Raw genomic sequence first — 25,630 nt, 5'->3', positions numbered from 1 at the left:
TCGCAACGACTATTTACCGGTTTTAATACACTGGCAAAGTTGTGCTCATGCGGGTCGAAAAATGTTGCCGAATCATCGAATGATGTATCCGAATGATGGATACTTCAAAAAGGCCATCTTTGAAATTCATAAAAACGACTTTGAACGGCATATCCCGTGCAAGCGGCTATCCTGCGAACTTTGTGGTATAAAAATTCATCAAAAAAATTAATCATTATGGAAACTAATAAAACATGGTTCATCACGGGAGCCTCCAGGGGTTTCGGATTTGAAATCACCAAAGCAGCTTTAGCTAAAGGTGATCAGGTAATTGCTACCGTTCGTAAAGGGAAAGAACAATTGGCAGCACAATTCGGCAGTAGCAACCTATTGGTCATTGAAATGGACGTTACCGACGAAGCGGGTGTCAATGCCGCCGTAAAAGAAGCATTGGCACATGTTGGAAAAATTGACGTACTGGTCAACAATGCAGGCTTTGGCCTATTGAGTGCCGTGGAAGAAGGCAGCGACAGCGAAATCCGCCAGATGTATGAGACAAATGTATTCGGGCTGTTGAACGTACTGCGGGCAGTATTGCCGCATTTCCGGGCACAGCGTTCCGGGCATGTCATCAATATTTCCTCCGTAGGCGGATTAACCGGTTCTGCCGGATGGGGATTGTATAATTCCACCAAATTTGCCGTAGAGGGCCTTACAGAGGCACTCGCAAAAGAACTGGCTCCTTTGGGAATACATGCAACGGCGGTCGAACCCGGCTACTTCCGCACCAATTTTCTCGATGGTTCGTCGCTTAACACCGCCAAGCAGGTAATTGATGATTACGCGGAGACTTCCGGAAAAATGCGCGTCTATGCAGGTGAAGTAAGCTATAAGCAACCGGGCGACCCGGCAAAACTGGCAAAAGCGCTCGTAAAGCTTGCGGATGCAGAGCAACCGCCTGTTCATCTTCCGTTGGGCAACGATACCCTAAAAGCCTACCGTACAAAAACAGCCGCTTTCGAGCTGGACATACAGGACTGGCTGGATGTCGTGACCAGTACGGACCATGACGATGTTCATCAGTCCACGACGACTAATTAATTGATGCACTAAAAGAACAGCTCATGTCCCGTCAACAATCCATCATACTCATGTTCGCCGCCAGCTTCTGCTGGGCGACGGGCTTTATCGCCATGAGCGTCATCCTGGAATCGGTGAATGCCGTAACGCTGTTGTTTTTCAGGTATCTGATTGTCATTGCGGTGCTCATTCCGATTATCCTGAAAACCGAGGGGTTTGATTTCCCCAGCCGGAAAAACATCCTGTACATAACAGGCATGGCGGTGTTCAATGTGTTGCTGATGAACCTGCTGATGTTTGAAGCCTACCGGACAACTACGGGCATCAACATTGCCGTGATATCTGCCATGAACCCACTGACAATCGCATTCTGGTCGGCCGCGCTGCTAAAGGTACGGTTCCGCTGGATACAGGTCATTGGTGCTTTGCTGGCTTTTTTCGGGGTGCTGGTAATGGTTTTCAAAGGCAATCTTTACGCCCTGCGTACCTTGCAATTCCACCCCGGTGACCTATGGATGATGGTAGCAGTTTTTAGTTTTGGCCTATCAGCCGTATGCTCCCGGTATGCAACCCGTACCATAAGCCCGCTCAATGCCCTCTTTTATTCGGCAATTATCGGGTTGGTGCTGCTGCTGCCCATCGGATTCCAATCATTTGAATGGCCCGATTGGGATATCAACCTCCTTTCGCTGGTATTGCTGGTGGGGGTCGTTTCGACAGCGTTGGCCCAGTGGTTCTTCAATGTCGGGATAAAACACATCGGCGCAGCAGAATCCGGCTTCATCATCAATTTCAATCCGGTATTCGCAACCTTAATTTCCTTCGTATTTTTGCATGAAATGCCGGTTTGGGGGCAATTGATCGGTTGGCTGACCATCATGGCGGGAACGGCCTTATTTTATAATATGCCCAAGTCAACATTGAAATAACTTTTTAATCCTATGTATCATGGAAACAACACAAGAAAAACCCGTATGGTTCATCACAGGGTGTTCTACCGGGTTTGGTAGAGAACTGGTTAAGCAATTGCTGGAACAAGGATATCGCGTGGCGGTGACTGCGCGGAATACGGACAAGGTGCGCGATCTCGTTGCCGGCTATGAGCAGCAAAGTATCGTGCTGCCCTTGGATGTGACCGAAAAGCAACAGGTGAAAGAAGCGATTGCCCAAGCAGAGGCAACCTTCGGCGGCATCGACGTGCTGGTCAACAACGCCGGGTTCGGTTATTTCTCCAGCATTGAAGAAGGAGAAGATGAAAAAATCAGGGCGCAATTCGAAACCAACGTCTTCGGGTTAATCCAGGTAACACAAGCCGCGCTGCCGGGCATGCGCCGGAGGCGCAAGGGACATATCGTAAACCTTTCGTCCATCGGGGGGTTGCGTTCTTTCGGGGCAACTGGCTTCTACCATGCCACGAAATATGCCGTGGAGGGGCTGTCGGAAACCCTTTCCATTGAAGTCGCCCCCCTTGGTATCAAGGTATTGCTTGTCGAACCGGGGCCATTCCGTACCGATTGGGCGGGCCGTTCGTCCTTGCATACGTCGTTGCAGATAGCCGACTATGAACCCACGGTGGGCGTGCGCATGACCACCAGCTTTGCGGGGAGCGGCAAACAAAAGGGAGACCCGGCACGAGGCGCAGAAGCCATCATCAAAGCCGTGGAATCCGACAACACGCCGCTCCGTCTGTTGCTTGGGAAAGCCGCCTATGAACTGGCCAATGGAAAGCTGGATATGCTGAAAGCCGATTTTGACGCATGGAAAGACGTAACAATCGGTGCCGATTTCCCGGATTCGGAAGGCTGACATCCATCGCGAAGGTCATGGCAACGTAAGATAGTTGATTTTCATAAAAATCGTTACTTCTTTCCTGCAAAATTGCAGTTCTCAATTGCCGACCTTTGTGTGCTCCTCTTGAGAAACAATATCAAATACAAAAACTTAGTTTAATAGATAAATAAATCATCATGGCTACAACAACATCACTCACGTACAAAATCGGCGGCGAACTGGAAATCAACCGCATGGGCTACGGCGGCATGCAGCTTACCGGTCCCGGTGTATGGGGCGACGCACCCGACCGCGAACTTGCCAAGCGTGTATTGCTTTCGGCAGTGGAATCGGGTGTCAATTTCATCGACACAGCCGACTCCTATGGCCCGCATACCAATGAAGTGCTCATCCGGGAAGCACTGTCATCCCAATATTCTGACATCGTCGTAGCCACCAAAGGTGGCTTGGAGCGCACCGGCCCCAACCAATGGCCCGTCAATGGCCGGCCGGAGCACATCCGCCAGGCCATCGACGGCAGCCTCCAACGGCTGGGCAAGGAGGTCATCCAATTGTGGCAACTCCACCGCGTGGATCCCAACGTACCCATCGAGGAAACGCTCGGGCCAGTGGCCGACGCCGTGAAAGCCGGAAAAATCCTCCATGTAGGCCTCTCGGAAGCAGGCATAGCCGATATCGAGCGTGCCCAACAGGTAGTGCCCATCGTCTCCGTGCAAAACCTCTACAACCTGGCCGAACGCAGTTGGGAAGAAGTAGTCGACTATACGGCTGAGCGGGGCATTGCCTTCATTCCTTGGTTTCCGTTGGCTTCCGGCCCTGGCAAATTGCAGGATAAAATCGGTGCATTGGCTGAAAAATACCAAGCGACTCCGGCCCAGGTTGCGTTGGCATGGCTGCTGAGACGGTCGCCCAACATCCTGCTCATCCCGGGCACCAAATCCTTGCAGCACTTGCAGGAAAACCTGGCAGCGGTGAAAGTCGAGCTGTCCGACGAAGATGTAGCAAGCTTGACCGCTTAGCGAAGATGCGCAACTAAGGTGAATAAACCAGCGGATGGCGGGATTTACAGTTATACCACCTATCCGCTGGTTTTATTGTCTGCCACCAAGATAATAAGGCACTGTTTTTGATAAAAGACAAGTCGTCCAACAGGCCAGCATGAACGATTTTCTATTAAAAGTAGTGGCAACCATCATCGGCGTAGGTGCCGCATCGGGAATATTTTACCGGGATGACTCGGTTTACCTCATTTCTGACGACAGCAATTACCTGTATCACTATTCCCTATCCGCAGATTCGCTTAGCAAGACATTGCTCGTTGCGGATAGTATACATGAAAGGCTACCCAAAAAACAGAAACGGGATTTTGAGGCCATGGCTGTAGATCAGAACCGTGTTTACGTCTATGGGTCGGGGTCAAGCGACAATGGGAAACGGAACCTTCGAATTACGCTTGGCATCAATAACCAACAGCCGGATACTGCGGAAGATCTGACCCATCTTTATTCCCGCCTCCGGGAGCAATCGGGATTGGTTGAAGAAGATTTCAACGTCGAAGGGGCTATTCACCGTGATGGACAGACCTACCTTTTCAACCGCGGGAACGGCCCAAGCCACATGAATGGCGTCTTCAAACTGGATGCTGCAGCCCGGGATACGGTATTCATCCCCGTTGAGCTGCCAAAACTGAAGGGTGTACAGGCCGCTTTCACTGATGCCATTGCGCTGGATGACATGGTGTACTTCTTAGCTGCCGCCGAAGACGCCGGGTCGATATACCATGACGGGGCCGTATGCGGCACTCTGATCGGCAGGCTTTCGTTGCCCGACCTCACCTTGCAAGACTATACGGTAATTTCCCCTACACATAAATTCGAGGGAATTACGTTCGTCAAGCAGGGTACCGATAGCCTGACATTTTTCCTTTGTGAAGATCCCGACAATGGCACAGTGGAATCTACGCTTTATCAGTTGACGGTTAGTCGCTGATCATAGTCCGGTCATCCTTCAGTTAAACAACTGCCGAAACTCCAACGGTGAAACATCCGTCTTTTTCTTAAATAACTTATTGAACGATTGCGGATATTCAAAACCCAATTGATAGGCAATTTCGGATACGGATAAATTAGTTGTAGTCAATAATTCTTTGGCTTTATCAATGAGCTTGTTATGAATGTGCTGTTGTGTGGTTTGCCCGGTAATACTGCGCAGCATATCACTCAAATAATTCGGTGAAACGTTTAGCTGGTTTGAAATGAACTGCACCGTTGGCAACCCCTTTTCCGCCAGGTTTTTATCGGAAACGCAATCATTCAACAGGTTTTCCAAACGGATTAAAATTTCATTGTTGGCAACTTTGCGTGTAATGAATTAACGATTGCGGTATTCGGGTAATATTGGCTGGGCCTTAAAATCTTCGTTATATCGGTAAATGCTTACTAATGGGGGCATTGGTTTAGGCAAACCCCAAAAACTGTGTTCTTTACTGCCACAAACTTAAGTTCGCCCAATGTTTTATATCCAATCCAATTGGTGTTTTGTTAATTCGTTTTCTGTGTTGCCTGTGTTGAGTGTCGTTGCTGGCTCAAACAACATGACCAAAACTTCGTTTTCAGCAACAGGCTTGTGTTCTACACCTTTGGGAACAATTAAAAACTCGTCTTTGTTCAGCGTAACGGTCTTGTCCCGAAATTCAATTTTTAATACGCCGTCTACAACAAAAAACATTTCATCTTCATAGTCGTGTTTGTGCCAAACAAATTCTCCGTTGAATTTTGCAAGTTTTACGTTTTGTCCGTTGAGTTCGCCTACAATTTTGGGCGACCAATATTCTGAAAACAACGGAAATTTTTCCGCTAAAATTACTTTGTCCATTTTCTTGTTTTTAATTGAGTTGTCGGTATTCCAACGGTGTCATTCCTGTTTTCTGTTTGAAAAGCCGATTGAAATATTGCGGATATTCAAAGCCCAATGAATAAGCAATTTCGCTTACGGTGTCGTTAGAATTGAGCAAACGATACTTTGCATTTTCAATGATTTGAATTTGAATATGCTCTTTTGTGGTTTTGCCTGTTTCTTTTTTCAAAAGGTCGGAAAGATAACCCTGCGACAAGTTAAGTTTATCGGCAAAAAATTCAACCGACGGTAAATTTTCGTTATTTGAAAAATAATCTGTGATCAGCTTTTCAAACCGTGATACAAGGTCGCTGTTTTGCTTTTTTCGTGTGATGAATTGCCGTCCGTAAAAGCGCTGCGAATAATTTAAAAGTTGCTCTATTGCCGTCACAATCACGTCCTGGCTGTATTGGTCAATATTGTTGTTGTATTCTTTTTGAATGTTCTCTACAATGTTTGTAACAGTTGCTTTTTCATCTTCCGAAAGGTGCAAACCTTCGCTTACATGGTAAGAGAAAAACGAAAAGTTTTTAATCTTGTTTGCCAACGGATAATTAAGAACAAAGTCGGGGTGAAAAAACAAACCCCAACCTGTATAATCGTTTTGCTGTTCGGGTGCGTTTAACGCAAACGCTTGTCGTGGCGACAGAAACAACATGGTTCCTTCCTCGTAATCGTAATGGTTTCTGCCGTATTGAAACGATTTTGGATTGTCAATTTTCAAACAAATGAGATACAAATTCAATACACACTTTGATTGAAGCAGCATTTCACTCGGCTGAATTCTGGAAAAATCAACTACCGAAACAAGCGGGTGCTTTGGCTTTTCGTAGCCTAACAACTGATGAAGTTGATTGATTGAGTTTATTTCTGTAATTGTTTCCATTTCTTACGCACCAAATTGTCCTCTTAGTAACATGTGTCTGTCTGTGCTTGGTATGAACTTACTCATAAAATACATCATTTTTCCGTCGATGCCGATTACAAATTTAAACGTTGGTTTTCTTTTGCTCAATATTTTAAGAACTGTGCCTGCAACCTTTTCTGGTGTTGTTGCAATTTTATCACCAAATTGTTCGGACGCTTTTATCATTGTTTCCAAACCTGTTTTATAGTATGCAGGATTTTCGGGTTTTAAATTGGAAAGGGATTTGTTTACATCACTTTTCAATTTGGTCATAAAGTCGGTTTTGATACCACCCGGCATAATGCAGGAAACATAAACGTTTTGTTTTCTGAACTCAAAACGCAGTGCTTCACTCATTCCAAGAACGGCAAATTTTGCACCGTGATAATAACTTTCCCAAGGCAAACCGATTGCACCGCCAATAGATGAAAGATTTACGATTTTTGCAGTTCCGTCTTTTGTCGCCAGACGCAACAAAGGCAAGAAAGTTTGCATCATTTTGCACATACCGAAAAAATTCACTTCCATTAAATATCTTGCTCTTTCTTCCTGTGTGTTTTCAAATGGGTCAATGTAATTGATACCTGCGTTATTTATCAACGCATAAAGTCCGTTGTTTCCGCATTTTTCTGAAACAAGCCGGAAAGCATTTTCAATGTCTTCTGCTTTTGTTACGTCCAAAATAATGGGCTCAATTTGTTGCGATAGTTTTCGTAAAGCTTGTCCGTCTTGTTCGTTTCTTACACCTGCGAAAACGTGATAACCGTTTTTTGAAAGTGTGATAGCTGTTGCTCGTCCAACTCCTGTGGAAGCACCTGTTATTAAAACATACTTGATTTCACTTTGCATTTTCTTTGAAATTTTGTTAGTGCAAAGGTCAAATCTTTGTCTGTCGTCAGATTATACAAAAAAAGGATTATTGTATAGTTTTTGGGGCTGACCTTTTCGTCGCTCTATGCTAACGTTGTCAAATGATGCGGTTACGACGGCAGTCGGGTTGTGCGCACAAAGGAACAGTCCAACATTCTCATTTATGCTGTAAAGTTTTAAACACGACCTCCCGATGCAGACCACGTGGTACTTGTCGTGAAACTGTTTGTTCCCTCCGCCAAAGCGACGTAGAGCGGAGCCATTTCCACAGGTTGCCCCATACGTCCGATTGGCGTAATGTTGTTAAGGGTTTGAACGTTGGTGTCAGGCGCACCGAAATAAATCTGCAAGGGTGTCCAAACCGCACCGGGGGCAACACCGTTTACACGAATGCCACGATGAGCAACCTGTTTACCCAGCGCAATGGTAAACGCCGAAAGAAAACCTTTCGTAGCACTGTAATCCATAAACGCTTCAGAAGGCAGGAAGGATGTAACCGAATTGGTAAACACAATGGCACTTCCGGGTTTCATCACGACCTCTTGTCTTTGCGGTGGTTGATCGTTTGCAAACCGGGTACGAGGGTCAATTAGCGGGTCGCTTTGCTGCTCCACGGTTGTGTTTCCTGTTACAGTTTGAGCCAATGATATTGCAGGCGAAAATGCTGTTGCCAACCCTGCAAGGGCTACACCTTTGATTGCATCTCTACGTTTTTCATCGTAGGTTTTGCTTTCTTGTTTGACGTTTGAAATTTCGTTTGTTGTTTTCTTTGCCATTTTGAATTTTGTTTTTTACGGCACAATTCTGCAAACGAAATAGGCGAGCGTTATCCAAATCTCTGAAATGAGTGTCCAAAAAAGTTGTTGCTTGCGTGTGACTTTCAATGCAATTTTGGATTTTTCTTGGTGAAGCCTTTTGAAGCAACAAAAAATCCCTGCTTTTGGAAGAAACAGGGATTTGAATGAAACGTATACTTTTGAAACAATTATTTCCGTGCGTAGTTGGTGAAACCACCGTCCACTAATACCTCTGTTCCTACAATGTAACTGGCGTTCTCAGAAGCCAAGAATAAAACGGTATTTGCAATTTCATCAGGACTGCCCAATCTTTGCAAAGCTGTTGAAGCAGCTAAGTAATCCTTAGCATCAGTAGATGCAACGCTATCTAACCCCGGTGTGTTAATTGGTCCGGGACTAACGATATTTACCCTGATTTTTCTTTCTGCCAATTCGTTTGCTGCAATTTGGGCAATTTTATTTAATGCTCCTTTAGTGGCAGAATATGCGCTGGTTCCAATAGTTGAAGCAGTTGCAACGGTTGATGAAGTAAACAGTACCGAAGCTCCGTTGTTCAAATGTGGAAGCAATTTTTGCAATGCAAAATAAGGTCCTTTTACATTGGTACTGAATTGTGCATCAAAATCGGATTCTGTTTGTTGTTCAATTGGTGCAAATGAGGCAATTCCCGCGTTCAGAAAAAGAACATCCAATTTACGTTCACTTTCAGCAATCGCTTTTTCTAAAACCGTAATTCCTGCCAAATTTGAAGTGTCCGAAACGACCGTTTTCAATTTCGGATTGTTAATTTCTGTTGCTGCTTTTTGCAAATTATCAGCACTTCTTCCTGTTATCCAAACATTTGCTCCTGCGTTGATAAATGCTTTTGCGGTTGAAAATCCAATCCCTGTGCTACCGCCTGTAATGACTACGTTTTTATTTGTAAAATCCATTTTTATTTAGCTTATTTAATGGCACAAAGGTAGATTAGTAAAGTTATTTTTAGTAACTTTGTACTGAAAAATAACAGTAACATCGGTGTAACCAAGTAACATTACCATGTGTCCAGCAGAAGATTTCCAAGAGAAACGCAAGAAAAAAATGAGAGCCGTTCAAGATTCAATGGACGTGCTGAATGGGAAATGGAAAATTTCTATTATTTCTTCTATTTGCTATTACGATAAGAGACGATTTTCCGATATTTTAAATGATGTAATCGGAATTTCCAACAGAATGTTGAGTAAAGAATTAAAAGAATTAGAAATAAACCAGTTGGTAAAACGAACCGTCATAGGTACACAACCTATAACGGTTCAATATGAACTTACTGAACATGGAAGAACGCTACAAACCATCATCAACAACCTGACGGATTGGGGAATTACACACCGCAAAAAAATAGTCGGAGAATAACTATTGTCAGACGAAGTACGGACGATTACATCTTATGCTTGGTCTGTGGGCCTTACCACGATTTCGTTGATTGCTACACGCCTTGGATTGGTGACAATAAAGGCAACGGCTTCCGCGATGTCTGATGCGTGCAGGCTTTCCACTTTTCCAAACAAGTTGTTAAAGACTTTCCAACCATCTTCATCCCAAAGTTCGGTATCTACTGCACCCGGCTCAACCACCGAAAAGCGAATGGATTGCCTTGTAAATTCTTGTCGCCACGCTTCTGTTGCTGCCGTTACTCCAAATTTTGTTGCATTGTAAACCGCGACACCGGCCGTTGCAAAGCGGCCTGCGACCGATGAAATGTTTACCACGTCCACAACTTTGCGTGGGCTTGTTGCAACGGCTTCAATGAGGTGTGGCAACGCTGCTCTTGTGATATACAGTAAACCACTCAAATTGACGGCAATCATTTGTTCCAATTCGTCAAGCGTGCGGTCAAGCGTGGCTCCGTTATTCATAACCCCTGCCGCATTTACCAACGTGTCAAGTCTGCCATACTTTGCAATTGTTTTTGCAATGGCTTCGCCGGCTTCATTTGCATTTGTAAGGTCTGCTTCAACGGAAAATGCTTCGCCACCAGCATTTTTAATTTGTTGTTCCAATTCTTTTAAGCGTTCAATTCTTCGTGCTACAAGCACTACTTTTGCACCTGCCGAAGCAAGTCGGATTGCTGTTGCTTTTCCAATCCCACTCGATGCACCTGTTACAAGCGCAATCGTATTTTCTAATCTTTCTGACATATTATTGTTCTTAAATTTTACATGGCAAAATTCCACAAACGAAACCGGGACGAATTATCCATATCTCCGAAATACCTATCCAAAAAAAGGAAGAAGCCGGTTGCTTCTTCCTTTACTGTTTCAGATCATAACGTCACTACAACGTTGCCATATCGATGACAAAGCGGTACTTGATATCCCCCTTCACCATCCGGTCAAAAGCGGCATGGATAGCTTTAATAGCTATCAATTCGATATCGGCCACAATCCTATGCTCGGCACAGAAGTCCAGCATTTCCTGGGTTTCGGGAAGTCCGCCAACGGCCGACCCGACAATGCTTTTGCGGCCCAGTTGCAACTGCCCCACGTTTTTTATCTCAAATCCTTCGGGCGGAATGCCCACCACGATGTGCACGCCATCCAACTTCAACAAGGAAAGGTAAAAATCGAAGTCATGTGCTGCACTCACCGTATCGATGATAAAATCAAAAGAGGATTTCACTGCTTCGACTTCTTCTGCGTTACTGGTCACCACAAAATGATGAGCACCTAATTTTTCGGCGTCTGCCTTTTTGTTCGGCGAAGAACTCAAAATGGTCACTTCCGCACCAAGCGCGACGCCGAATTTGACGGCCATGTGTCCAAGCCCGCCTAAACCAAGTACCGCCAGCTTATGGCCTTTGCCTACTCCCCAGTGTTTCAGTGGCGAATACGTCGTGATTCCCGCGCATAACAAAGGGGCGGTCGCTGCCAAATCAAGTTTTTCGGAAATGTGCAACGTAAAAGATTCATCGGCTACGATGGTATTGGAATAACCACCGTAGGTCGGCAGATTATCCCGGTATTTATCCGGGTTATTGTAAGTGGCAACAACACCATTTTCGCAATAAACCTCCAAACCATGCGTACAGGGTTCACACGTTCCACAGGAATTGGCAAGCGTACCCACTCCGGCCAGATCCCCCACTTTAAACCCCTTTACATGATCCCCTACGTTTATGACCCGGCCAACAATTTCATGTCCCGGTACCATTGGGAAAATACCGGGGAACCATTCGTTGTTGATCTGTGCCACATCGGAATGGCACACCCCACAGTATAAAATTTCAATTTGCACATCATGCGGCCCCACGTCCCGTCTTTCAAAGTTCCAGGGAGCCAATGTGTCGTTAGCGCTTTGCGCTGCATATCCTTTCGCTGCTATCATTGGATTTAATTTTATGAACGGCACAAAGTTAGCCTAGTAGGAAGCGGGCGCGAATGGGCAAATCAAAGGAAAAATTGTAAAAATCAAAGAAGCGCAAATGAGCTGCCGGGGAATTGCATACCTTTGTTATCAGATGAATTTGCACGAAGATTTAAAACAAGACGAGCGGGTGTGGATGCCCGGCGTGCTGGACAAGGATGTCCGGCATTTCAATATATTTTACGTCCAGCACAACCGGGACGACAAATTCAACTGCAAGCCTTACAACCGGAAGGGCCTGTATAAAATCAGCCTTCTGAAAGGGAAAACCAAGCTCTATTATGCAGACAAAACGATGGATTTCGATAGCGCACTGTTATTTTCCAATCCCAATATCCCGTATGCTTGGGAGCATGTAGAATCCGAACAATCAGCCTATTTTTGTGTCTTTACCGAAGAATTCTTCGATCAGTTCATCAACATCCGGGAGTATCCGGTCTTTAAGCCCGGCAATGTTCCGCTTTTTCACCTCACACCCGAGCAATTCCAGCATTTCGCAGGCATTTTCAAGCAGATGCTCGAAGAAATCACCTTGGACTTCGCCTACAAATACGATGCCTTACGGACGATGGTATTGCAACTCATTTACGCCGCGATGAAATTGGAACCGGCCACCTGCCAGCAATACAAAGATTCCAACGGCTCAATGCGGATTGCCTCAATCTTTATGGAGTTACTGGAACGGCAGTTTCCCATTGAATCGGCCATGCAGCGCATGGAACTCCGCCATCCCAAGGAATTTGCCAGCCAATTGGCTGTGCATATCAACCACCTCAACCACGCGCTAAAGACCATCACCGGAAAAACGACGTCGCAGCTCATTGCCGAACGGATCATGCAGGAAGCCCGGAGCCTGCTGCAACATACGGATTGGAACATTTCGGAGATTGCATGGTCTTTGGGTTTTGACGACCTACCCCATTTTATCCATTTCTTCAAGAAAAACCAGCGCCTTACGCCAAAACTGTACCGGAAAGCACAACCCCTATAGTCAGCAGCACTAATTTTCGTCCCGAGAGATAACGATTTCCTTCTGGAACCTATCTTACTCTTCTTTCCGTACTCGGAATCGCGGCAACAACACCTGCAGATACGCCAACGCCTGCGGCGTCATAAACGCCCCGCTGACGCCCTGAAAAAAACGCGCAACAATGAGCATATCGGCATTAACAGCTAAACCGCATATCACCGAAGCGAGTACAAACAAGACCATACCCACCTAAAAAGCCCGTCTACGGCCGAAATAATCACCCGCCCGGGCCCCGGTTATCTGGAAGGAAGCGTACCCCAGCAGGTATGCCGCAATAACCAGCTCCACTTCGCCATCCGAAGCGTGGATCCTCGCCTTGATGGCGGGGATAGCCACGTTCACAATAAAAACGTCGATAACGGTGAGCAAAGGCGCCGTCAGCAAAATACCGTGTTGCACCCACTTGTTCTGCCTATTATTCATCAATTTTTACACAAAGGTAGCCGGTTGATAGACCGCCTTGGTTTGCCCCACCGGCACATCCAACTGCCCATCCCGAAACGCCTCCAATAATTCGGCTGCTACTTCTTCCGGCGGGATGCCCGATGCACCGCCGATGGCCTGCGAGAAATCCGTATTGACCAAGGGCGGCATCAATTCGTATACCTGCACCGGCCCCGCCTTGAGTTGCTCGCGGAGCAACTGCGTATAGGTGTGCAATGCCGCCTTGCTGACCGAATACGTCGGCACACCCGCAAAAGGCGCAAAAGCCACGATGGACGTGACATTCACGATGGCCGCCTCCGGCTGTTGTTTCAGCACCGGCAGCAATAAATCGGTCAACCGCGCAATAGCTAAGTAGTTGATCAAGATTTCTTCCGAAGCACGATCGAACGTATTGCCTTCATCCAACGAATACGCATAAGCGCTTCCCGCGTTGTTGATCAGCACATTCAATTGCGGATAGTCGGCCTTTACCTGCTGCACCAGCCGTTCGGCGTCCGTCGCGTCGGCCACGTCGCCCTGGATAGCGCTCACGTTCGCTTGTCCCGCCGCCACATTATTTAATTCGGCTACAGCCTTAGCCAGTCGATCGAGATTTCTACCGGTGATGATAAGCTGGTTGCCCTGCGCGGCAAATTGTTTGGCAATGGCCAGCCCGATGCCGGCCGAACCACCGGTGATTAAGATGGTGTTTCCTGATGTTTTCATGTTGTCAATGAAGTTGAATGATAAAATTTATTAATACACTAAAAATAGACCGAACGGTCTTTTATTATACAAAAAAATAGTTGATCTCGCCGGCTTAAGAACTCGAAGGAGCTGATGTCATCAGGTATCTTTCAAATTCGGATTTAATGGCCGCCACCACCATGCGCATCTGTGTATTGTCTCGCATCACGCGCCGCACGAGTATTGCACCCTCCAAAAGCGCAAATAGTTTTACGCTAAACGCCTCAGCGTCCAATTCCGCAGCGATTTCGCCATTGGCGATACCAGCCTGCATGATCGCCGCTATTCGCCGTTGCGCATTCAATATAGCTCGTTTGACCATATCGCGCACTACAGGATGGGTATCATCAGCCTCTACACCAAAATTCAACAACGGGCAACCGCCCTCTACCTGCTCACGCCCCTCATAAAACGCTAAGATGTTGTACAATTTTTCTTTGGCCGAACGCCCCTTGCTCACGCGTTGGTCCAAATATGCTGCCAGTTGCCCGCTTAGGTGGCCAAATGCGGCTTGGCAGATTTCATCTTTGCTGTCAAAATTTCCATAAATGCCCCCTTTGGTCAGCCGCGTGACATCCATGATATCGGTCAACGATGTCGCCGCCATCCCTTTTTTATTGACAATAGGTGCTGATTTCTCGATAATGAACTGCCTGGTTTGCTCCGCTTTCGTCATGGTGCCTCCGTAAAAATTCATTACAAAATTAGCAAAAAATAAACCGAACGGTATATTAAAATAAATTTAATCAAGAAATTTTACAAAAAATCAAGAAGTGCTCCCTCGGTGTTTGTATAACGTGCCGTATACTTCGTATCTTTAATTCATGAAAGTCACCTTTTTTTCGACCAAACCCTATGACCGGGAGTTTTTCGACCAGTTTAATCCACCTTTTGGCTTTGAATTGGAATACTACGAGACCCATCTTGGCCCGCATATTGTCAACGCGGTTGAGCATGCAACAGCTATCTGCACGTTTGTCAACGACAAATTGAATGCTGAAGTGATTAGTGTACTGGCGCAGAAAGGCGTACAATACATCGCATTACGCTGCGCTGGGTTTAACAATGTTGACCTCGAAGCCGCAAGGCATGCTGGACTGCGTGTATGCCGGGTTCCTGCCTACTCGCCCGAGGCCGTTGCCGAGCATGCGTTGGCCATGGTATTGACGCTGAACCGCAAAACACACAAGGCATACAACCGGGTACGGGAGCAGAATTTCTCCCTGAAAGGGTTGATGGGGTTCAACCTGTACGGAAAAACCATTGGCATTATCGGCACCGGAAACATCGGGCGCGCCTTTGCCCGGCTTATGCGAGGTTTCGGTTGCACGCTACTCGCTTATGACGTCGTGGAGAGTGACGAACTCAAGGGCTTCGGTGTGCAGTACCTGCCGCTGCATGACGTTTTCGCACAGGCCGACATCCTGTCGCTCCACTGCCCGTTATTGGAAAGCACCCGGCACCTGATCAATGTTGCGACATTACAGCAGATGAAAAAAGGCGTCATGATCATCAATACCAGCCGTGGCGGCCTCATCGATAGCCAAGCGGTATTGGAAGGGTTGCGATCCAAGCAGATTGGCTATCTCGGCATTGACGTTTATGAGCAGGAAGACAAGCTTTTTTTCCGCGACCTTTCGCACACCATCATCGATGATGATACCATCCAATTGCTGATGAGTTTTCCCAATGTGTTGGTCACCGGTCACCAAGCTTTTTTCACCGCCGAAGCCATGGCGGAAATCGCTACGACCACACTGAAAAACCTTTCCCGTTTGGCTCAGGGGCTGGAGCCTGAAAATCCAGCTGCTATCGTGGTTTAGCCCGCTGCCATGCGTGTGGCGTTCGTAATGTTCACTCCAGTAAGGCAGCAAAACAAGAAGCATAGGCACGGCACATCTTGTCCCATCCGAAATGCTGGAGCGTATACTGCTGAAAATCCGCTGCTATGCCTCGATACGGTGTTGGATGGTTCATGATGTGATTCAGCCGTTCGACCCACGCGTCGGCATCAGCTGCTGGCAATAACAAGCCATTCCGCCGATGCAAAACGGCATCCGTAATGCCGTCAATTTCTGCAGCAACCACAAGCGTACCTGCCCCTGAAGCTTCCAAACACACCAAACCAAAGCCTTCCATATCACCAGCAATTGGGATGTTGGGCATTAGGAATGCTGATGCATGCTGTAGCAGCGTTTGTAAATCGGCCAGCGGGAGTTTTCCCAAATGTGTAACTTTAGCTCCTTTGGAAGGTTGCCGTAATAGCCGAAAAATTTCCCTTTCATCGGAAGGGTAGCCCAGAAAAAGTGCGATCAAATGACGCCATGCCGAGGGGCAGCATCGCGCCAACGCCCAGACAAAACGCCTTCGGGTGTTTAGCGGACCTGCCATCACAATGGTCGCCGCATCCGGCAGCCGTGGAGCGACTTCGCGAAGAAACCATGAAAAACCCTTTCGTTTGACGGGCCTGCCCAACATGACAAAATAAGGCTTTTGTCCGGCCAACAACGCATGGCCGACCTCGGGGCTGCCCACCACTGACTGCTGGGAAAGATCAGCGAATGCGTGATCGACGCCGTTATTGATTACCACTACCCGATCAGTCGATACCCCCCTTGCCACTATCGCCCGTTTGGTCGCCTCGCTCACCGCCACGATTCGGTCAAACCGATTGAACAATGGCAAAATCTTACGCTGATAATAGCCCCAGGGAAATACGACATCCAAACCATGCACGGTAACGACCTTTTTTACATGGGGATAATGATGATGGTGACGTAGTGCCAATGAACCGATTAGTGCGTCATTGAAATGGATAAGCGCAATGCTTGGATATTTATTTAATAGTTCAACAATACGTTTTTCCAACCGCAGGAAAAACAACAGGATATTTTCCTGCCCGGTATAGACGAGTTGATGAACGGTTGCATAGGCCCGCATTCCTTCAATGAGCTCGAAGCTCTGTTTTTCCATCCCACCTGTTGCCGGAGGGTATTTATGACTGACGAATAGCACTTCCATCACACCGCCTCGCTGGTCAAAAACCGATGGTGCTTATAACGCAGCCAAGCCAACCACGCAAATCCCATCAGTGCCCAGCAGCATTGGCGTGTTCTCCGGATAATGGATACCGTCATCCACACGCTTGTAGCAGATATGCCCAGCACGACAAGCACGACCTTGTTCGCCAGTTCCTCCACACCCCACTGTGCTGGGACAAATGCCCCGAAACTCTTCAACACAATGATTCCCATATCCATAGCAAGCCCTTCCATCATTCCTACATCAAAACCTAGAAATCGCAGGATGAGCAAGCATTCCAAGCTACCGACCACCCAATGAACGGCAAAGAAGGAAAACGACAAATAAAACGCTTTTTTTTGATGCATTTGGAATTGCCTGCAAGCATATAACACCTCATGAAATTTCCTGCCGAACCGCTTCCACCAATGAGGTGTCTCGGGAAGTTCTGTGGGTGCTGGCAAATACTTAATCAGTAGCAGAAAAAGGACAATACCGACCACAGTCACAACGCTTATGGCAAACAGGGCTTCGATCCTTCCGGCAGACGCCTCGAAAGAAAAAGGATAGGCAAAAAGCCATGCGAATGCGATGAGGGCCATCGCCACTTGCGATAAGACGGCCGTCATTCGTGAAGAGACAACCGACGTTAAGCCCACTTTCTCGTCAATACCATAGGTTTTTAACAGCTGGGCCTTGTACATATCCCCGGCAATGATATTGGTAGGATTGTAAAGCGCGATGGTTTCACCGACCTGCCGGATAATGAACAACCGCATAATGGAGATCTTTTGCGCTGCATCACCTAAACAGACATACCACCCCAAGGTGCCAAAAAAGTAGGCGGCAAATGATACAAGCAACAGGTAAAAAAACCGATGCCCAAGTGCATAAATCTCTGATTTGACTGCTGTAAAATCCGTGTGCCAGACAAATAAGCCGACACAGACGATGACGCTTACAAAAAAAGCACGCTTTAATATTTTTCGCCTCCTACTCATAAGACGGTGTGTTCAAAACGTCTATTTGCATTTTTCAGCGCATGGATATCCCGGAAGTAACTATCAGCCAACTGATTCCAATCCAACGAACGGGCATGATGCAATGCACGTTGTGTGATATCTTCCCGAATAAGCGGGTTGTCCAACAACAGTTTAATGTAATTGAAATAAGCCTGTGGATCATAGGGCGCACACTTAAAACCCGTATACCCATGCGCTATCAAATCGGCGCTACCCCCACCATCAGCGATGACACAGGGCAAACCCGAGGCCATGGCTTCCACAACAACATTTCCATAAGTTTCAGAGACCGAGGTAAAGACAAACACATCTGAAGAAGCATACAGGGTAGCCAGTTGGTCGTGATCCAACTGACCCAGGAATTGCGCATCCTTCATCTGCATTTGCAATTCGCGGCGAGCGGCCCCATCTCCCACGACCAGAAAATTGCCTTCCCAACCCGTCTCTTTAAATAGCTGGTATACCTGCATTAAAGTAGCCAGGTTTTTCTCCCACACCAATCGGCTTACAAACAAGATCGTGGGCTTATCGTTCCCCACCAGCCGCTGCATATAAGGTAAATCCCGCTTCTCCGCACAGAACGTGTGCAAATCAATACCACGTTGCCACAATTGCAGTTTCGTCCGGTCGATCCCGATATCGGACAGCTCATCGATTATCCGTTGGGACGGTACATAAACATGGTCACATCCATTATAAAACCGCCGCATGGAAGACCGGGTAATGTTTTCCATCACGTTGATCAGAAACGGCAGTTTGCTCAGGTAATACGCCAAGTAAGCGATAAAATGCGTATGATAAATGGTAATAACCGGAATATTACGCTTTTGCGCATATTTCAGGGCAAAAAAACCCAGCAAGGACGGCGTGGCAATATGGATGACGTCGGGATTAAACGCGTCTAAGCTGCGCTCCAGCTTATGTTTCAGCAAGTGGGGTATACTCATTGAATAATCCGCATTGATAGGCACCCGTACGGAGGGTACTGAGAATGTCCGATGGGGGGAATCCATCTGGCCTGAACGGCCAGATACAAATAGGTAGTCAAACTCAGCCGGATCAATGCGTCTGATTAGCTGAAACATCGTACGCGATGCCCCATCAAACTCTTCGATCAGCATTTCGGCAAAAAAAGCAACTTTTGTCATCTGCACAAACTGCTGCAATATGAAAATACGATATAATCTTATGGATAACGAAAGTTTAACATATTGTAAATTTTCCTTAAAGAATCACTGACTAGTTTACCCTCCTTCAACACGAACCATACAATTACTTAAACGGGGATTAAGCCTCCGTTAAACTTCGGCTTTTATTTTTACCCTGTATATCAAAGACTTCATGATTGTCATCAACCCCATCATCAAGAACCGGCAATGGCCCATCCGAGCCTTGCTGTTTGTTGGTTTGACCGCAGCGATTGCTTATACATTTGCCAACCGGACGATGTGGCCCAACATTGCCGCATCAGCTAGCGAGGACATCACAACAGGAATCGTATTGGCAGACAACTCACGGGGATCGCTTTCCTTAATGACCTACAACATCGCCGGTTTACCTGAATTTATTTCCAGCGCTAGCACGCCGCGCGCGGAAAGCATTGCCCAAATAGGACGCACAATCGCCTCTTATGATATCGTCCATGTACAGGAAGATTTCAACTATAATCCCCAATTATATGCTGGCGTAAGCAACCATAGCTTCCGCACCAAGCACAACGGTGTCGTACCGTTCGGTGATGGCTTGAATATCTTGTCTAAGTATCCCATTATCGAAAACAGAAGAATTTCCTGGCGAAATTGCAGCGGTACGGATTGCCTGACGCCCAAAGGTTTTATGTTTACACGCGTACAACTGGCGAAACACGTATTTGTCGATTTTTACAATCTCCACGCTACAGCAGAAAAGAATCCACGTGCGGCTTATGCACGGCAAAAAAACCTTCAACAACTTTCACAATTTATCCAAGAGCAATCGAAGGGAAATGCACTGGTCGTCATGGGCGATTTCAATGCCCACTATACCTACATGGACGACGACATGCAACGGTTTATCCAAGAGACTTCGTTGGCAGACGCTTGGATTGAACTCATCAAAAATGGTATCATGCCCCAAAAAACCCTACAGCACCAATCTTTGCCTAACCTTTCCATTGACGAGCAGACCGAATCATTGGATAAAATCCTTTACCGTGGCAATCAACGGATAAGCCTGATGCCAACTGCATACCACGTTGAAACAGGTAAGTTTGTCGATCCTGAAGGCAACGAATTATCAGACCATTTACCCATTTCGGTCGTCTTCAATTGGAGATTCGGGGGATAAACCAAACGTCTAAGCTATACAAAACGATAGTGCTATACTATCATATAGTAATATACTTTTTATAGCTACCGTCCTTATTTTTGCACAAAAAATATTGCGATGAAGATTTTACATATTATTTCAAGTCCACGAGGAGACGCTTCATACAGCATTAAGCTGGGAAATGAGGTCGTCGAACAGTTGCAAGCAAAATATCCCGGAAGTACGGTGAAAACCCACGACCTTACGACTACGCCATTTCCGCATTTAGAAGAAGCACATTTAACCTCCTTTATGACTGAACCGGAACAACGGTCGGCGGCTCAAGCCGAAGCCGTGAAGCATTCTGACGAAGCCATCGCCGAGTTAATGGAGGCCGATATCATCGTTATCGGCGCACCGATGTACAATTTTAATATCCACTCTACACTTAAGGCCTGGTTGGATCACATCACACGTGCAGGCATTACGTTCAGCTATTCAGCCAGTGGACCTGATGGACTTGTTAAGGATAAAAAAGCCTATATTGCCATATCTTCGGGTGGAGTATACAGTGATGGCCCAATGAAATCTTTCGACTTTATCGAACCCTATCTTACCATGATGTTGAATTTCATTGGCATTACCGACATCACCACCTATCGCGTGGAGGGCGTGTCGATGGCCGAGATGCAACAACATGCCTTGGCAAGGGCCGTGGAGAAAATAGCGGTATAACACAGGTCATTGAAGCGTTAGTCCTGAAACTGCTTCCAGCGTATCATCCGATCCTGCCGGTTCAGCGTCCTTCCCGCCACGGAAAACGTGCCGTCTCCCTTGTGGTGGAATATGCGTTGTTCCTTCCGCTCAGGGTTGATCCATGCTTGCACCGCTTCGAGGATGAAAAAGTCATACTGGCCGACCAACTGGGTGTCGGCCACCCGGCACTCGATGTTTGCGAGACACTCGTCGACCAACGGAGGTGCGACCTGTTTAGCTTTACGCCTGGTAAACGCGAAGTGGGCAAATTTGTCCACTTCGTTTCCCGAACAATTGCCGATATCCACGACTTTGTCAATTAAATCAACACCCGGGATAGCGATAACACATTCACCCGTAGTGTGCAATGCATCATAGCTGTAATCCCAAGGGCCGACGATGGCACCAATCAACGGTGGGTCGTGCTGCATCATCATGTGGAAGCCCATGGTCATCAGGTTGGCGCGGCCATGGTAAAGTGTTGATACCATCACTACCGGTCCGGGTTCGATAAGCCGGACGACTTTATGCAACGGAAAGTTTTTCATATCACTTCCTCCTGTCATTTTGATTACAATCTTCTTCCTTTTGGCTACAAGCACTACCCTGCATGTGGATAACGTCTGTTTTTGACCCACATGGCATACATATCCCCACCGTAACGCGACTTCCGTTTGCCTAATTGTCGGACATCACGATAGCCCATGCGTTGGAATAAGGTCTTTAGGGTACCGAAATCGATAGGATACGGCACCCAAGGGTTTGCCACTACGGTATCGTATTCCACGGTAATGAGTGTATGGGAAGGCTTGCAATAATGCAACAATTTATGAATCAAGCTTTCCTTATCACGCACATAATGGATGGCATTTGCCAGCAAGATGCCGTCCAGATTGCTGAGTGGAAGGTGTTTCCGTTCGAAATCAGTCTGTAGAAACGTAATCAATACGTCTCCTACCCGTTCGCGCAATCGTTGCGGTGCCACATCAACCGCATGAATCGCACTGCCCGCCGGCAACAGGCTTCCCAGCGCGTAAGTAAAAGTGCCTTCTCCGCACCCCAAATCCGCCCACTGCTGTGGTTCGGAGGCATTCAAAAAAGCGCCCGCAATCAATGAAGACCAGTCATCCATGGTCTAAAGGTAGGAAATTTGCTTTCGAAAATGACGAAAATGCCGACATCTTGCCCCAATTGAAGGAATTTTGTACAACAGACAGAAAGCCCATAGTCTTTTGATAAATTTGTAGACGATGAAGCGAAACGAAAACTAATTTTATGTCCTACTGCGACTACATACCCGCCATGCAGCCCGAAGCACGCCGGGCACTTCACAAAAATTACCACGACTACCACTACGGCTTTCCCATCCACGATGACAACGAATTGTTCGGACGGCTCATCATGGAAATCAATCAAGCCGGATTGAGCTGGGAGACTATCCTGCGCAAGGAAAAGGCCTTCCGCAATGCGTACGACAACTTCGATATCGCCAAAGTGGCAGCCTACGCCGAAGCAGACCGCCAGCGGCTATTGGCAGACGCGGGCATCATCCGCAACCGCCTCAAAATCAACGCAGCGATTGAAAATGCAAAGGCGATACGGCAATTGCAGCAAGAATACGGCTCGTTTGAAAAATGGCTGGAACACCACCACCCCAAAACGCTTCAAGAATGGATGAAACTATTCAAAAAGACCTTCAGATTCACAGGTGGTGAGATTGTCAACGAGTTTTTGATGAGCACGGGCTACCTGCCGGGCGCACACGCGCCTAATTGCCCTGTGCACACTGAGATACTGAAAACCAAGCCGATGTGGGCCGGGAAATAGCTGGGTGATATTAAAGGAACCTGTATACTGCGCATCAATTCGTAGGGTATGGTTAATAAATGTTAAACTTGGTGAATATAGTTCCATCTGCCACTAATTTTACTGACTGATGACGCAACTCCGTAAAGGACTCACTATGGGTGCGCAGGGAGTATGCCGACCAGTTCAATATTAATTACCGGAGCATCATCAGGGTTTGGAAAAGAAACCGCTAAATTATTTCAGAAAAATGGCTGGAACGTCGTTGCATCGATGCGTTTATGATAGCTTTCGTAGTGGCTCACCCACCAGTTTAAACCCTGCCCGAAACGCCAATGGTGTTTGCTTAGTTTTGGATTTGAATAGATTGCTAAACGACTGCGAATATTCAAATCCTAGTTCGTAGGCAATTTCGCTTACAGTTAAATCCGTTGTCGAAAGCAAAACTTTGGCTTTAGCTATGAGCTTTTCGTGAATATGCTGCTGTGCAGGTAAACCGGTGTGTTGCTTGAGCAAATCGGAAAAATATTTATCGGAAAGGTTTAGTTCGTTGGCGAAATAATGTACAGAGGGCAAGCCTTTCTCTCCAATTTCATGCTCGATATAATTAGTTAATAGCTGTTCAAATTTTGAAAGCAGTGTGTCATTAGTTGGTTTTCGCACCACAAATTGTCTATTGTAATAACGGTTGCTATACGTCAACAACAATTCCAAATTAGAAACCACCACATCCTGACTGAATTGATCGATGGGCAAATGGTATTCCGTCCAAATTTGCTGCAAGATATTCTCCATCACCAATTCTTCTTCTTCCGAAAGTATTAAAGCTTCATGCACCGCATAATCAAAAAAGCCGTAGCGGCTAATCTTTGAACCTAGTGGATATCCACTCAAAAAATCTGGACTAAGATTAATTGTCCATCCCGATTCGGGAAGCAATACGCCTGGTTCTGCAATACTGATTTGCCTTGGAGAAAAATAAGACATCACCCCTTCGTCGAAATCATAAGACGTTTGTCCATAAATTAATTTGTTGGAACAATTTCTTTTGAAAACAATTTGATAGTAGTCAAAAATCAATTTGGTTTTCGTTTCCAACTTGACCGTTGGCAATTCTTCAAATTTCAAGATACTAAACAGTGGATGTTTGGGTTTGGCTATTCCGAGCTCCGCATGACATTGATAAATGGTTTTGATGTGTCTTTTTTCCATCTTGAAATGATTGGTTAAATTTAGTTATTACAATCCCATTTGTCTACGTTTTTGCTGGCCAAATGTTCTGGCGATGAATCGTGGAGGAATTAAACCGCTGATGTTGGCAAAAAACCGATTTTGACTTCCGGATATCCAAGCAGATTTCTTTTTCTCGAAAGCAGACATCAATTCCGCTGCCACTTGTTCGGGTGTTTGCGTTTTACTGTTTTGCGTGACCACTTTGCCCCATTCATTGTCATTTTGTTTCGTATTCATAAAATTGGAGCTGGTAAGCCCCGGACTGAACAACATGACATTCAAATTGTAAGGTTTACATTCTTCCGCCAATGCGTAGGTGAAAATTTTCACGAAATGTTTTGTCCCTGCATATACCGCCATATACGGACTTGGAAAATACGCAATCATGGAAGCTATATTGATGATGTTGCCGGATTTCTTAGCTATCATATTTCTTAAAAAACAGTGTGTAAGTGCCACTAGACTAGCATTATTCAACTGCATCATCTCGATTTCTGATTCTAAATCGTTTTGATAAAACTCACCGCTGGAACCTCTGCCTGCATTGTTGATCAATACGTTGACATTCAATCCACGTTTGATTGTTTCTTCATAAATTGCTGCTGCAGCTTCAGGTTTCGTTAGATCAGCAGCGATGTATTGTGTATCGATACGATATTTTTCATGAAGTTCTTTACACAAAGCAGCCAACTTTGATTCGTTTCTGGCAACGAGCAATAGATTATGTTTTTTAGCAGCAAACTGAAAAGCGATGGCTTCTCCAATTCCACCAGATGCACCTGTGATTAATATTGTATTCATCTCTCTCTATTTTATTGATGATGCAAAATTGATGATAACAATGCAGTCTAATGTATGCGAATGGCGGAAGATTGTATGGAAAAGTCGGATTTTTTAAATCCAAAACATAGCGGCTTAAAAAGAGAAGCTTTTGTCTGTATGGCAAATGGTGAAATTGAGGATTGGACAAGATTTTAACCATACCGACTTCTGTATACCATAGGACAAAGATTTGAAGTCCGGCCGGGATACAGGCGTATCCTGATGGGCAACACCATTGTCGGAAACTCATCCGATCGATAAACTACGATATTGGACGTAAAACTTTTCGGCATACCTGCTGTTTAATTGTAAAGGCAACGGAGGTTTCGATGCAAACACTAACAATTGATCAACAGCTCAAAATCAATGCACCCGCCGAAAAAGTCTGGCGAGTATTGTGGGATAACGACACCTATAAAAAATGGGCGGATGCCTATATGCCCGGGTCGCATTATACCGGCGACCTGAAGCAGGAGGGCCGTATCAAATTCCTGGACCCCGGTAATAACGGAATGGAAAGCGAAGTGGTCTCATTGACGGAAAACCGCGAAATAACTTTCCATCACCTACATGAGCTGCAAGGTGGTAAAGAAGGCCAAAGTCTGGGAAACATGCAGGAGAAGTATACGCTTAGCGAACACAATGGTGTCACCACCTTGACACTGACATCGGATATGCCCGAAGAATACTTCAATGACATGGATGCTGCCACAAAAAAAGCGTTGCAGATCATAAAAGATCTGGCCGAGGAATAAAATGA

At 46.2% G+C, this 25,630-nt stretch carries 31 protein-coding genes; 13 read left to right on the top strand and 18 right to left on the bottom strand.

The annotated features are described in order from the left end of the window. Positions 1 to 216: 216 nt before the first annotated feature. From BMW65_RS08955 to BMW65_RS08935, 5 genes are all read left to right on the top strand, one after another. Positions 217 to 1,080 carry an oxidoreductase gene (locus BMW65_RS08955; RefSeq protein ID WP_090604723.1) on the top strand — a complete coding sequence of 288 codons (864 nt, stop codon included), beginning with the start codon at positions 217 to 219 and terminating at the stop codon, positions 1,078 to 1,080. Positions 1,081 to 1,103: 23 nt separating this feature from the next. Continuing rightward, positions 1,104 to 1,988: a DMT family transporter gene (locus BMW65_RS08950; protein ID WP_090604721.1), complete on the top strand. Its 885-nt coding sequence runs from the start codon at positions 1,104 to 1,106 to the stop codon at positions 1,986 to 1,988. 19 nt (positions 1,989 to 2,007) lie between these two features. Further along, a complete protein-coding gene (locus BMW65_RS08945; RefSeq protein WP_090604719.1) occupies positions 2,008 to 2,865 on the top strand; it encodes an oxidoreductase in 858 nt (285 codons plus the stop codon). A gap of 161 nt (positions 2,866 to 3,026) precedes the next feature. Next, positions 3,027 to 3,869: an aldo/keto reductase gene (locus BMW65_RS08940; protein WP_090604717.1), complete on the top strand. Its 843-nt coding sequence runs from the start codon at positions 3,027 to 3,029 to the stop codon at positions 3,867 to 3,869. A 139-nt stretch (positions 3,870 to 4,008) separates the two neighbouring features. After that, complete coding sequence (locus tag BMW65_RS08935) at positions 4,009 to 4,839, top strand: DUF6929 family protein (protein ID WP_090604715.1); 831 nt, start codon at positions 4,009 to 4,011, stop codon at positions 4,837 to 4,839. 18 nt (positions 4,840 to 4,857) lie between these two features. Here BMW65_RS08935 and BMW65_RS08930 read toward each other — a convergent pair whose 3' ends face one another. The 6 genes from BMW65_RS08930 to BMW65_RS08905 all read right to left on the bottom strand — a co-directional run bounded on the left by BMW65_RS08930 (position 4,858) and on the right by BMW65_RS08905 (position 9,251). After that, on the bottom strand, positions 4,858 to 5,178 hold the full coding sequence (locus BMW65_RS08930; protein WP_317040442.1) for a helix-turn-helix domain-containing protein: 321 nt from the start codon (positions 5,176 to 5,178) through the stop codon (positions 4,858 to 4,860). 186 nt (positions 5,179 to 5,364) lie between these two features. Continuing rightward, positions 5,365 to 5,724, bottom strand: a complete 360-nt coding sequence (locus tag BMW65_RS08925) for a cupin domain-containing protein (protein ID WP_090604713.1) — start codon at positions 5,722 to 5,724, stop codon at positions 5,365 to 5,367. A gap of 10 nt (positions 5,725 to 5,734) precedes the next feature. Further along, positions 5,735 to 6,631 (bottom strand): helix-turn-helix domain-containing protein, encoded by an 897-nt coding sequence (locus tag BMW65_RS08920; RefSeq protein WP_090604711.1) that lies wholly within the window; start codon positions 6,629 to 6,631, stop codon positions 5,735 to 5,737. Positions 6,632 to 6,634: 3 nt separating this feature from the next. After that, on the bottom strand, positions 6,635 to 7,501 hold the full coding sequence (locus BMW65_RS08915) for an SDR family oxidoreductase (protein ID WP_090604709.1): 867 nt from the start codon (positions 7,499 to 7,501) through the stop codon (positions 6,635 to 6,637). Between the two features lie 197 nt (positions 7,502 to 7,698). Then, positions 7,699 to 8,298: an SDR family oxidoreductase gene (locus tag BMW65_RS08910; RefSeq protein WP_090604707.1), complete on the bottom strand. Its 600-nt coding sequence runs from the start codon at positions 8,296 to 8,298 to the stop codon at positions 7,699 to 7,701. Positions 8,299 to 8,507: 209 nt separating this feature from the next. Next, the gene (locus tag BMW65_RS08905; protein ID WP_090604705.1) at positions 8,508 to 9,251 is read right to left on the bottom strand and encodes an SDR family oxidoreductase; all 744 of its coding nucleotides are present in this window, start codon (positions 9,249 to 9,251) and stop codon (positions 8,508 to 8,510) included. 106 nt (positions 9,252 to 9,357) lie between these two features. Between BMW65_RS08905 and BMW65_RS08900 the strand changes: the two genes are divergently transcribed. Next, positions 9,358 to 9,711: a winged helix-turn-helix transcriptional regulator gene (locus BMW65_RS08900; RefSeq protein ID WP_245747572.1), complete on the top strand. Its 354-nt coding sequence runs from the start codon at positions 9,358 to 9,360 to the stop codon at positions 9,709 to 9,711. A 32-nt stretch (positions 9,712 to 9,743) separates the two neighbouring features. Here BMW65_RS08900 and BMW65_RS08895 read toward each other — a convergent pair whose 3' ends face one another. Then, positions 9,744 to 10,496: an SDR family oxidoreductase gene (locus BMW65_RS08895; protein WP_090604703.1), complete on the bottom strand. Its 753-nt coding sequence runs from the start codon at positions 10,494 to 10,496 to the stop codon at positions 9,744 to 9,746. 136 nt (positions 10,497 to 10,632) lie between these two features. After that, on the bottom strand, positions 10,633 to 11,682 hold the full coding sequence (locus BMW65_RS08890; RefSeq protein WP_090604701.1) for an NAD(P)-dependent alcohol dehydrogenase: 1,050 nt from the start codon (positions 11,680 to 11,682) through the stop codon (positions 10,633 to 10,635). Between the two features lie 133 nt (positions 11,683 to 11,815). Between BMW65_RS08890 and BMW65_RS08885 the strand changes: the two genes are divergently transcribed. Then, positions 11,816 to 12,712, top strand: a complete 897-nt coding sequence (locus tag BMW65_RS08885) for a helix-turn-helix domain-containing protein (protein WP_090604699.1) — start codon at positions 11,816 to 11,818, stop codon at positions 12,710 to 12,712. 228 nt (positions 12,713 to 12,940) lie between these two features. Here the strand turns inward: BMW65_RS08885 and BMW65_RS08880 are convergent, their stop codons facing one another. From BMW65_RS08880 to BMW65_RS08870, 3 genes are all read right to left on the bottom strand, one after another. Next, positions 12,941 to 13,174, bottom strand: a complete 234-nt coding sequence (locus tag BMW65_RS08880; protein ID WP_090604697.1) for an MFS transporter — start codon at positions 13,172 to 13,174, stop codon at positions 12,941 to 12,943. A gap of 6 nt (positions 13,175 to 13,180) precedes the next feature. Continuing rightward, positions 13,181 to 13,903: an SDR family oxidoreductase gene (locus tag BMW65_RS08875; RefSeq protein WP_090604696.1), complete on the bottom strand. Its 723-nt coding sequence runs from the start codon at positions 13,901 to 13,903 to the stop codon at positions 13,181 to 13,183. A gap of 94 nt (positions 13,904 to 13,997) precedes the next feature. Further along, positions 13,998 to 14,600: a TetR/AcrR family transcriptional regulator gene (locus BMW65_RS08870; protein ID WP_177181063.1), complete on the bottom strand. Its 603-nt coding sequence runs from the start codon at positions 14,598 to 14,600 to the stop codon at positions 13,998 to 14,000. Positions 14,601 to 14,748: 148 nt separating this feature from the next. On the opposite strand from BMW65_RS08870, the gene BMW65_RS08865 reads away from it, so the two are divergent. Beyond that, entirely contained in the window at positions 14,749 to 15,747 is a 999-nt protein-coding gene (locus BMW65_RS08865) for a 2-hydroxyacid dehydrogenase (RefSeq protein ID WP_090604693.1), read from the top strand. Positions 15,748 to 15,778: 31 nt separating this feature from the next. Here BMW65_RS08865 and BMW65_RS08860 read toward each other — a convergent pair whose 3' ends face one another. The 3 genes from BMW65_RS08860 to BMW65_RS08850 are packed head-to-tail and all read right to left on the bottom strand — an operon-like array spanning position 15,779 to position 19,115. Continuing rightward, entirely contained in the window at positions 15,779 to 16,945 is a 1,167-nt protein-coding gene (locus BMW65_RS08860; protein ID WP_090604691.1) for a glycosyltransferase family 4 protein, read from the bottom strand. Then, complete coding sequence (locus BMW65_RS08855) at positions 16,945 to 17,946, bottom strand: lysylphosphatidylglycerol synthase transmembrane domain-containing protein (protein WP_090604690.1); 1,002 nt, start codon at positions 17,944 to 17,946, stop codon at positions 16,945 to 16,947. The genes BMW65_RS08860 and BMW65_RS08855 overlap by 1 nt, the downstream gene beginning before the upstream one ends. Further along, positions 17,943 to 19,115 carry a glycosyltransferase family 4 protein gene (locus BMW65_RS08850; RefSeq protein ID WP_090604689.1) on the bottom strand — a complete coding sequence of 391 codons (1,173 nt, stop codon included), beginning with the start codon at positions 19,113 to 19,115 and terminating at the stop codon, positions 17,943 to 17,945. The genes BMW65_RS08855 and BMW65_RS08850 overlap by 4 nt, the downstream gene beginning before the upstream one ends. A 193-nt stretch (positions 19,116 to 19,308) precedes the next feature. Between BMW65_RS08850 and BMW65_RS08845 the strand changes: the two genes are divergently transcribed. After that, on the top strand, positions 19,309 to 20,292 hold the full coding sequence (locus BMW65_RS08845) for an endonuclease/exonuclease/phosphatase family protein (protein WP_090604687.1): 984 nt from the start codon (positions 19,309 to 19,311) through the stop codon (positions 20,290 to 20,292). Between the two features lie 99 nt (positions 20,293 to 20,391). Then, entirely contained in the window at positions 20,392 to 20,988 is a 597-nt protein-coding gene (locus BMW65_RS08840) for an FMN-dependent NADH-azoreductase (RefSeq protein WP_090604685.1), read from the top strand. Positions 20,989 to 21,005: 17 nt separating this feature from the next. Here BMW65_RS08840 and BMW65_RS08835 read toward each other — a convergent pair whose 3' ends face one another. Both BMW65_RS08835 and BMW65_RS08830 read right to left on the bottom strand, forming a co-directional pair. Beyond that, positions 21,006 to 21,557 carry a flavin reductase family protein gene (locus BMW65_RS08835; RefSeq protein ID WP_090604684.1) on the bottom strand — a complete coding sequence of 184 codons (552 nt, stop codon included), beginning with the start codon at positions 21,555 to 21,557 and terminating at the stop codon, positions 21,006 to 21,008. 53 nt (positions 21,558 to 21,610) lie between these two features. Continuing rightward, positions 21,611 to 22,141, bottom strand: a complete 531-nt coding sequence (locus tag BMW65_RS08830) for a class I SAM-dependent methyltransferase (protein WP_090604682.1) — start codon at positions 22,139 to 22,141, stop codon at positions 21,611 to 21,613. Positions 22,142 to 22,311: 170 nt separating this feature from the next. On the opposite strand from BMW65_RS08830, the gene BMW65_RS08825 reads away from it, so the two are divergent. Further along, on the top strand, positions 22,312 to 22,836 hold the full coding sequence (locus BMW65_RS08825) for a DNA-3-methyladenine glycosylase I (protein WP_245747570.1): 525 nt from the start codon (positions 22,312 to 22,314) through the stop codon (positions 22,834 to 22,836). A gap of 153 nt (positions 22,837 to 22,989) precedes the next feature. Continuing rightward, positions 22,990 to 23,100 carry an SDR family NAD(P)-dependent oxidoreductase gene (locus BMW65_RS23875; RefSeq protein ID WP_394332212.1) on the top strand — a complete coding sequence of 37 codons (111 nt, stop codon included), beginning with the start codon at positions 22,990 to 22,992 and terminating at the stop codon, positions 23,098 to 23,100. On the opposite strand, the gene BMW65_RS08820 is transcribed toward BMW65_RS23875, so the two are convergent. Beyond that, positions 23,095 to 24,027: a helix-turn-helix domain-containing protein gene (locus BMW65_RS08820; protein WP_090604678.1), complete on the bottom strand. Its 933-nt coding sequence runs from the start codon at positions 24,025 to 24,027 to the stop codon at positions 23,095 to 23,097. The two genes, BMW65_RS23875 and BMW65_RS08820, sit on opposite strands and share 6 nt — an antisense overlap. 27 nt (positions 24,028 to 24,054) lie before the next feature. After that, the gene (locus BMW65_RS08815) at positions 24,055 to 24,849 is read right to left on the bottom strand and encodes an SDR family NAD(P)-dependent oxidoreductase (protein ID WP_090604676.1); all 795 of its coding nucleotides are present in this window, start codon (positions 24,847 to 24,849) and stop codon (positions 24,055 to 24,057) included. 350 nt (positions 24,850 to 25,199) lie between these two features. On the opposite strand from BMW65_RS08815, the gene BMW65_RS08810 reads away from it, so the two are divergent. Beyond that, a complete protein-coding gene (locus BMW65_RS08810) occupies positions 25,200 to 25,625 on the top strand; it encodes an SRPBCC family protein (protein WP_090604674.1) in 426 nt (141 codons plus the stop codon). Positions 25,626 to 25,630: the final 5 nt, after the last annotated feature.

This window comes from Parapedobacter koreensis (genome assembly GCF_900109365.1).
Lineage (GTDB): Bacteria > Bacteroidota > Bacteroidia > Sphingobacteriales > Sphingobacteriaceae > Parapedobacter > Parapedobacter koreensis.
The sequence above is the reverse complement of the archived record's forward strand: the minus strand, read 5'-3'. Positions and strand labels throughout refer to the sequence as shown.